The sequence below is a fragment of the uncultured Veillonella sp. genome (genome assembly GCF_934230905.1).
Taxonomy (GTDB): Bacteria; Bacillota; Negativicutes; order Veillonellales; family Veillonellaceae; genus Veillonella.
Genome location: NZ_CAKQFJ010000020.1, coordinates 26,338 through 34,836, shown reverse-complemented (window position 1 = coordinate 34,836; position 8,499 = coordinate 26,338). Strand labels below are relative to the sequence as shown.

Genomic DNA, 8,499 nt, shown 5'->3' with positions numbered 1-8,499 from the left:
CTGGAGACGGCCTGGGAGGATAGGAAGTCGCTGATTAAGCTAAAAGGCTAACCGTATGGTTAGCCTTTTTTGTTATAGAAAGTCTAAGAATATGCACAAAAAAATACTCATTTTACAATTTGTTTAAATTATATTCACTCCTAATTCATATAGAATCTTTATACTAACGATAGTTGATTGAGATCAACTAAGGAAATGGAGGTCTACTACTTAATAACTTTTATCTGTCCCTTTTACAAATAATACAAACAACACAACACAAAACAATACAACACATAAAACAACACTTAAATACACAACAATACTCTCCCTGTGTATAAAAACAATACATATACAAAACTCTCTAATTATATATACCATCTCCCGTATATATAAAGATAAAAGTTAAGTAGACAAAAGAGCCCGAAAGGGCTCTTTCCTTATATGTATAAATAATATCATTATAGTATAAATATTTTAATATATACATGAATTTATAAAGTATATTATTTTATTACTGGGATTGCATAGTAGTTATTATGTGGGAAAGATGAACTTTTAGGATGTTGGAGATTCAGCTTGACAGATAGGGTGAATTCTTGGTATTATATTCAAGTATCAAGTACACTTGATGTGCATAGGGGTATAGCTCAATTGGTAGAGTAGCGGTCTCCAAAACCGTTGGTTGTGGGTTCAAGTCCTACTGCCCCTGCCAAATTTAGAGTTGCGGCCTTCGGGTCGCTATTCTATAAAATGTTACTTAAAAATATTAAAATAATACTTGCAAATAATTAGTTATTATGTTAATATAATTAAGTACCTAGTACATGACTCAGTAGCTCAGCTGGATAGAGCGTTTGACTACGAATCAAAAGGCCAGGGGTTCGAATCCCTTCTGGGTCACCAAATTAAAACTCACACAGATGTGTGAGTTTTTTATTTACCAAATAGGAAGTAACTAATAAAAAAGGGCTATTTTCATAGCCTTTTTTTAGTTAGTTACTTCTTTTAATTGTCCTGATGCTATTGCCATATTTTTTGAATAAATAGCTTGCATATAGCCATAGGTATCAGGTTTTAATTCTTTTAATTTAGGATTTTTCTTAATATTTCGTCGTAGAAGTTGACCTGTACGTGCATCAATTAAATTAATTTCATCTTGTGTCCAGTAGATTGTATCTGCGTCTTGATTAAAATAATAATGATTGATATATTCTGTCATATAATACATAGCACCTTGATGGCTATATGTTTTAGCAATGATTTCGTAGTTATTACCTTCGCCTGCACGAACTAATACACGATTATCAGCATAGTACTGCTGTCCATTCATTCTATACATATAGGAATAACCTCTCGCATTTTCTAGGTCACCTATATTGACTGCTTGGACGCTACCCATTAAGGTAAGACATGTAAGTGTTAAAATTGCTACTTTTTTCATTCTTTGAGTTTACTCCTTATTTCGCATGTGGCTGATCCGATTCAGCTACCACATTGACGACTACTTGTTGATCAGATGGTAGTTGACTCATGATGACAGGCATAGGTTGTTCCATGGCTTGAGCAATTCCTTTGATTTGTCTGATGGCAACTGGTACAGGTGTAGATGATCCATCCTGAAAGTTTTGTTCTAGTATATTAATCTCAGTAACAGTTAAACCTGCTTTGGTTGCAAACGTTTCTTGTGAAAGCTGATGTTCCTTGCGGAATGATTTAATGATGTCTCCGATATACATAATGACCTCCATATCGCTAATTACTCTATTATTATACATGAAAGCATAATGAGATAATAGATAGGTTGAAAGATAGTCTTTTTTTATTTGTATATTCTAAATATTTATTTATAGAATATAAAAAATGTTTGACGAATAACATTTTGGGTGATAATATAAACACATAGAAAACAATATATTTGGGAATAGGTGCTGAAAAGCATAATAGAGAAGCTGGTTAAAAGCCAGCACGGTCCCGCCACTGTATGGTTGAGCGAGTCTAATTAAGTCACTGGGAAACTGGGAAGGCTAGATGAGCGATGACACCAAGTCAGGAGAACTGCCTATTCAACATTCACCATTTGACCTACGAGTGATAGGGAGGAGAAGTTTGAGACTCCCTTTTTACGTACCCGTAAAAAGGATTTTTTGTGTAAATGATGTTTTGTGGTACACAAATTAGAATCTCTTTATTGTTAGAACAGTCATGGTGAATATACCGTTTGGTATTATCAGCATGGCTTTTGTTATGTCTGTTAATATATTTATTGGTAAATGTAGGGCATGCATTTATTCATCATCATCCTAAAAAGAGAGATGGTCCTAGCACCTAGGTTAGGTGTTTGGACCATCTCTCTTTTATTATCTTCTTTAGATTATGATTAGATAGATTATATCGATAATTAGATGAGGAAGTTTATAGGTATTTTATAGGTATCATGAAGTCCTATAAAAATCATAAAAAGTGATTGACGTTATATATAATAAGTGGTATTATTATTTCAGTCGGTACGCGGGAGTGGCGGAATTGGCAGACGCACCAGACTTAGGATCTGGCGCCTTACGGCGTGGGGGTTCAAGTCCCTTCTCCCGCACCAACTATATTTGCACCTGATGGTGCTTTTTTTTTGCCTTTTTACATCTGTTCAATGGAACAGGTGTTTTTTTGCATATTCGTAAATATGCTATAATTAATTAGTGGTACTATTGTATTGGCATTGTACTAGATAATACACAATACGTAGGGATTATCCACATATTGTAATAGAATACAGTAGTTCCTGTACATGTAATAGATATTTTAAAGATATTATATAGAAATAACATATATGGTGTAGTATGGATACTTCAATTGATACACTACTTTCACAAAACCCATCTATGACAGATGGGCTAAAGGCGTTTCGCCAAAAGGGAAAGTCAGTTATATATGGTTTAAGTGGATCACAAAAGTCGTTCCTCTTAAGCCGTGCTGTTCCAGAGGAACAAGTACAATCTATTATTATCGTGGTGCACGATAAAGAACATAAAGAATTATGGGAACGAGATTTGGCATTTTTTTGGCCTCATGTGCAGGTGTTGCCATTTCCCATTACAGAGCGTGTAGAATTTACTACGGTAGCCCGTAGTCTTGAAGGCCAAGGGGCTCAAATGAGAGCACTCAGTATGTTGGCATGGAATCGGCCTGTCGTAGTTATTGCTACGGTAGAAGAGGCTTCACAATATGTGGTGAGCCCTCAATATGTTATATCTCAAAGTATACATCTTGAGGTATCACAATCGGTAGAACGTAATGAATTATTAGAAGCATTAGTAAAAATTGGATATGAGCGTGTAGACCAGGTAGAACAACGTGGTCATTTTTCTGTACGTGGAGATATTTTTGATATTTTTCCTGTGAATAGTGATGATCCGATTCGTATAGAATTTTTTGGTGATGAGATCGATACGATGCGTCATTTTTCTGTAGATACACAACGATCCATTGAAATAATAGATGCGTATACAGTGACTCCATTCTTTTTAACGAATGATGAGGCAGATAGTACATTATTATCGTATGCTAAAGAAGGTCTTATCATTTATGATGAACCGGTACGTATTCAAGAATCATTGAAGAAATTCTTAAAAGAAGATGCATCTCATCGTAAGCAGCACTGTGAATGGTCCGAGTTGCAACGATCTGTAGCTGCTAAGATTCAGGTAGCATTTACATTTATGCAGCAGAGATCCATTGGTTTAGCTGGATTTTATCCGATTGGCATTCAAGGGAAAACAATGACGAGCTTTGAGCGTCAAATTCCGCTGTTAATGGATGAAATTAAGCAATGGCAAAAGCTGGGCAATCAGGTGGTACTTGTTATTAACAATTTACAACGCCGTGAAGGTATAGAAAAAGCCTTGCACGGTGATGGTATTGCTTATAAGCTTTGTGAAAGCTGGGATTTTGAGCCTAATACGGTTCACGTTATGCAGGGCTTATTAACAGATGGCTTTGAATTACCACATAGTCGATTAGTAGTTGTTGTAGAAGGCAATATTTACGGGCAGCAAAAACGCAAACTTCGTAATAAGCCTAAAAAGGGCCAAGAAATTAATTATTTCACGGATTTATCGGTCGGCGATTACGTTGTTCATAGCATGCATGGTATTGGTAAGTATGTGGGACTAAAAACGATAGAGACTGAAGGTATCCATCGTGATTATATTGAAATTGCCTATGCTGGAACAGATAGGTTATATTTACCTGCTAGTAATTTAGATCAATTGCAAAAATATATCGGCAATGAAGGCGATGTGCCTCGCATTCATAAAATGGGAGGAAGCGATTGGCGTAAAGCGGTTACAAAAGCACAGAAATCCATCGATGATTTGGCGGATAAACTCGTTGAACTCTATGCAAAACGGGAAATTACAGAAGGCTTTGCCTTTTTACCAGATCAACCTTGGCAGCAAGAATTTGAAGATGCTTTTCCTTATGAGGAAACAGACGATCAACTGCAAGCTACGCGAGAGATTAAAGAATCTATGGAACGACCAATACCGATGGATCGTTTATTAGCAGGGGATGTGGGATTTGGTAAAACTGAAGTAGCTATGCGTGCTATTTTTAAAGCTGTTGTGAGCGGTAAACAGGTAGCTGTATTAGTTCCAACCACTGTATTAGCGCAACAACATTACCAAACCTTTTTGAGCCGATTTAATCCATTTGGTATTAAGGTGGATGTACTTAATCGATTCCGTTCTACGGCGGAGAAAAAAGAGGTCTTAAAAGGGGTAGAAAATGGTTCTATCGATATATTAATCGGAACCCATTCATTGTTAAATAAGAAGGTAAAATTTAAGGATTTAGGATTTCTTGTAGTAGATGAAGAGCAACGTTTCGGTGTAGCACAAAAAGAAAAATGGAAGGAATGGGCTAATAATATTGACGTTCTTACCTTAAGTGCTACACCTATTCCACGGACGCTCCATATGTCTCTTGTAGGTGTTCGTGAAATGTCTGTTATTAGTACACCACCTGAGGATAGATTGCCGGTACAAACCTATGTAGTAGAATACGATATGAACCTTATTGCTGATGCGATTAAACGAGAACTGGCACGGGGAGGACAGGTGTATTTTGTATATAATCGGGTGGCATCTATTAAGCATATGGGGGAATTATTAGAACAGGCCTTGCCGGATTTGCGTTATGCTATCGCACATGGACAGATGACTGGTCGTCAAATTGAAGAAATTATGACTGACTTCTATGAAGGTCATTATGATGTATTGCTTAGTACAAGTATTATTGAAACCGGCCTTGATATACCAAATGCGAATACGATTATCATATACGATGCAGATCGGCTCGGCTTATCACAACTCTATCAAATGCGTGGTCGTGTAGGTCGGTCTAGACGTCGTGCTTATGCATATTTCATGTATCGACCTGATAAGATGCTTTCAGAGGCGGCAGAAAAACGATTGAAAGCCATTGAAGAATTTACTGAGTTGGGGGCTGGATTTAAACTTGCTATGCGTGATTTGGAAATTCGAGGGGCTGGCAATTTGCTAGGCTCACAACAGCATGGTAATATTGCTTCTGTCGGTTTTGGTATGTATGTATCTATGCTAGAGGAAGCCATTGCTAAAGCACAAAATAAAGAGGTCGTTAAAGAGGTTATACCAGATCCGGCCATTGATCTTGAAATTGATGCTTTCATAGATGATGCGTACATTAAAGATAGCGCACGTAAAATTTCTGTATATCAACGAATGTTACAAATTAAGAATAAAGCACAGCTTGATGATATGACAGATGAGTTAATCGACCGTTTTGGTACGCCAACAGATCCTGTAGATCGTTTATTACGTGTCGCTCAAATTAAGGAGCAAGCACGATTATTAGGTATAAAGAGTATTGTTCGGCGTGATAGTCAACTTATTATTCATTGGCACGATGATTCGAAAATGGCGAATTGGGATATGGGGGCGGTCCGTGAAGATTTATGGAAGAAAATGAAGTTCATGGATACAAAACCTGCGTCATTATATATTAGTTTAAATGGAATTAAGGGATCCATTTTGACGATTACAGAAGCCGTGATGAAAGAATTGTCAAAGCAATCTAAGGGGGGGCTATGAATCGATTTTTAAAGGGTGCCATGATTTTGACTTTAGCAGGTGTTATCGTTAAGATTATCGGTGCTTTCAGCAAGGTACTCATTGCTCGTATTCTTGGTGGTGAGGGGATTGGCCTTTATATGATGGCGTATCCGATATACCAGATTATTGTTAGTATTTCAGCAGCGGGAATTCCTGTTGCAATTTCTATTATGATTGCTGAGAAGCTAGCAAATCGTGATATGCGTGGAGTTCAACAAGTATTTAATGTATCCTTACGAGTCCTCACCTTGGTAGGGATTGTATTTAGTGTGGGACTGTATACGAGTGCCGAATGGCTTATCAAATGGAATATTATTACAGATCCAAGGGCGCTAATTCCGATTCAATTATTGTCACCAGCCATCATCGTCGTAACCATTTTAAGTTGTTTTAGAGGGTATTTCCAAGGTTTCCAATATATGGTTCCAACGGGGACAAGTCAAGTTTTTGAACAGATTTTCCGCGTAGGATCCATGGTGGGACTTGCGTATTATTTTATTGATTCTGGATTACACTTGGCAGCTGGTGGTGCAACATTTGCTACGTTTCCCGGCGTATTAGCAGGGCTAATTGTACTTGTTTATTTTTATCGGTCTCAACGTGGGTTGCGTCAACAGATGATACGTGAACAAAACGAAGAAGCACCGATTGAAACTAATGTGGCTGTTATTAAGCGATTATTTGCCTTAGCAATACCCGTTTCAATGGCCAATATTATGTTGCCTATGGTATCTTTGATTGATACTTTTATTGTCCCAAAACGACTAATGGACATAGGTTACTATTTACATGAGGCGACTACACAATTTGGGTATCTTACAGGCATGGCAACGTCTCTCATAGGATTACCTATTATTTTAACGACAGCTCTTGCCGCAAGTCTTGTACCAGCTGTTTCCGAAGCTCATACAACGAGAGATAAGGGGCGTATCATTGAGCGAGCTAGTACAGCTATGAAGATTGCGAATCTATTTGCTATACCTGCTTGTATAGGGTTATGTGTATTAGCAACACCTATTTCACAGTTGATTTATGCGACACCTAATGCAGGTCCTGTCATTGCAGTTATTAGTCTTAGTATTATCTTTTTAGGATGGCAACAGATTACAGCTGGTATATTACAAGGTTTAGGACGAACTATTATACCTATGATGTCTATTTTTATAGGTCTCATGGTAAAAGCAATCTTAGACTATCAATTGACGGGAACTAGTGATCTTGGTATTAATGGCGCTGCATGGGCTACAAATTTAAATTTTGCTATTGCCGCATTAATTAATATTATCTTTGTAAAACACTATGTAGGTAGTATTATTCAGTGTATGAATCTATTAAAAATTATCATTTCAGCCATGGCCATGGGTGGTGCTACACAAGTTACCTATATGTTCCTTGTTGATATGGTCGGCAATGGAGGCGCAGTTGCTATATCTATTTTTGTAGCACTAGTTGTTTATATACTATCTCTCTGGATAACTAAAGCTATTGTGATGGATGATATGTATCATATGCCTGTCATTGGTAAACGATTGCGTAAACGTCAAGTAGAGGAGAATCGAATCTATGAAGAGCAATATTGATATACAACCACTTGTAGAAGTGGTGAAAACATTACGTTCACCTCATGGTTGTCCTTGGGATAAGGTGCAAACGCATGAATCATTACGACGTTACTTTATTGAAGAAACTTATGAAGTAGTGGATGCTATTGACAATAAAGACATGAATAATTTACGTGAAGAGCTAGGTGATGTATTATTACAGATCGTGTTTCATAGTAGTATAGCTGAAGAATCTGGTACTTTCACATTACAAGATGTGATAAATGATATCACTACAAAGATGATTCGTCGTCACCCTAATGTGTTTCCAAAGGAAAACCCTGAAAATAATGGGAAAACATATACTTGGGATGAATTAAAAGCACAAGAAAAGGGTGGTAAACGTAAGCATGTATTGGATGGAGTGTCTAAGGGATTACCTGCATTAGTGGCTGCTCAAAAACTACAAGATAAGGCTGGAAAGGTTGGTTTTGATTGGGACGAACTTGAGCCTATTTGGGCAAAAGTTCATGAAGAAATCGGCGAATTTAAAGAGGCCATAGCCTTAAAAGATAGAGAAAATATGGAAAAAGAGGCTGGAGATGTGCTTTTTTCCTTGATTAATCTATTTAGATGGTATAAAATAAGCGGTGAAAATGCACTGAATCGCACAAACACTAAGTTCCGACAGCGTTTTTCACATGTAGAAGCTTGTGTTAACCAAAGCGATCGCTCATGGGAAGACTTTTCATTAGCTGAGCTGGATGCTTTTTGGGAGGAGGCTAAAGTGCAGGAAAAGTAACCTAGAGGTATGTTAGTAATCTCGGGTA

Annotated in this window: 5 protein-coding genes, 3 tRNA genes and 1 riboswitch; of the genes, 6 read left to right on the top strand and 2 right to left on the bottom strand. The window is 37.3% G+C overall.

Features of this window, described 5'->3' with window-relative positions:
* The first annotated feature begins 618 nt into the window (after nt 1-618).
* Nucleotides 619-694 (top strand) — tRNA-Trp (locus Q0E20_RS06755).
* A 114-nt stretch (nt 695-808) separates the two neighbouring features.
* Nucleotides 809-885: transfer RNA gene (locus tag Q0E20_RS06750), tRNA-Arg, on the top strand.
* Nucleotides 886-970: 85 nt separating this feature from the next.
* Here Q0E20_RS06750 and Q0E20_RS06745 read toward each other — a convergent pair.
* On the bottom strand, nt 971-1,423 hold the full coding sequence (locus Q0E20_RS06745) for a hypothetical protein (RefSeq protein ID WP_295260418.1): 453 nt from the start codon (nt 1,421-1,423) through the stop codon (nt 971-973).
* Between the two features lie 16 nt (nt 1,424-1,439).
* Nucleotides 1,440-1,718, bottom strand: a complete 279-nt coding sequence (locus Q0E20_RS06740) for a helix-turn-helix domain-containing protein (RefSeq protein WP_295260420.1) — start codon at nt 1,716-1,718, stop codon at nt 1,440-1,442.
* Between the two features lie 170 nt (nt 1,719-1,888).
* Nucleotides 1,889-2,060: riboswitch (cobalamin riboswitch) on the top strand.
* 430 nt (nt 2,061-2,490) lie between these two features.
* Here Q0E20_RS06740 and Q0E20_RS06735 point away from each other — a divergent pair.
* The 4 genes from Q0E20_RS06735 to mazG all read left to right on the top strand — a co-directional run bounded on the left by Q0E20_RS06735 (nt 2,491) and on the right by mazG (nt 8,471).
* A tRNA-Leu gene (locus Q0E20_RS06735) sits at nt 2,491-2,575 on the top strand.
* Nucleotides 2,576-2,816: 241 nt separating this feature from the next.
* Nucleotides 2,817-6,107: a transcription-repair coupling factor gene (gene mfd, locus Q0E20_RS06730; protein WP_295998125.1), complete on the top strand. Its 3,291-nt coding sequence runs from the start codon at nt 2,817-2,819 to the stop codon at nt 6,105-6,107.
* The gene (locus Q0E20_RS06725; RefSeq protein ID WP_295998123.1) at nt 6,104-7,708 is read left to right on the top strand and encodes a polysaccharide biosynthesis protein; all 1,605 of its coding nucleotides are present in this window, start codon (nt 6,104-6,106) and stop codon (nt 7,706-7,708) included. Before mfd ends, Q0E20_RS06725 begins: the two co-directional genes overlap by 4 nt.
* Nucleotides 7,692-8,471: a nucleoside triphosphate pyrophosphohydrolase gene (gene mazG / locus Q0E20_RS06720; protein ID WP_295998121.1), complete on the top strand. Its 780-nt coding sequence runs from the start codon at nt 7,692-7,694 to the stop codon at nt 8,469-8,471. The genes Q0E20_RS06725 and mazG overlap by 17 nt, the downstream gene beginning before the upstream one ends.
* Nucleotides 8,472-8,499: the final 28 nt, after the last annotated feature.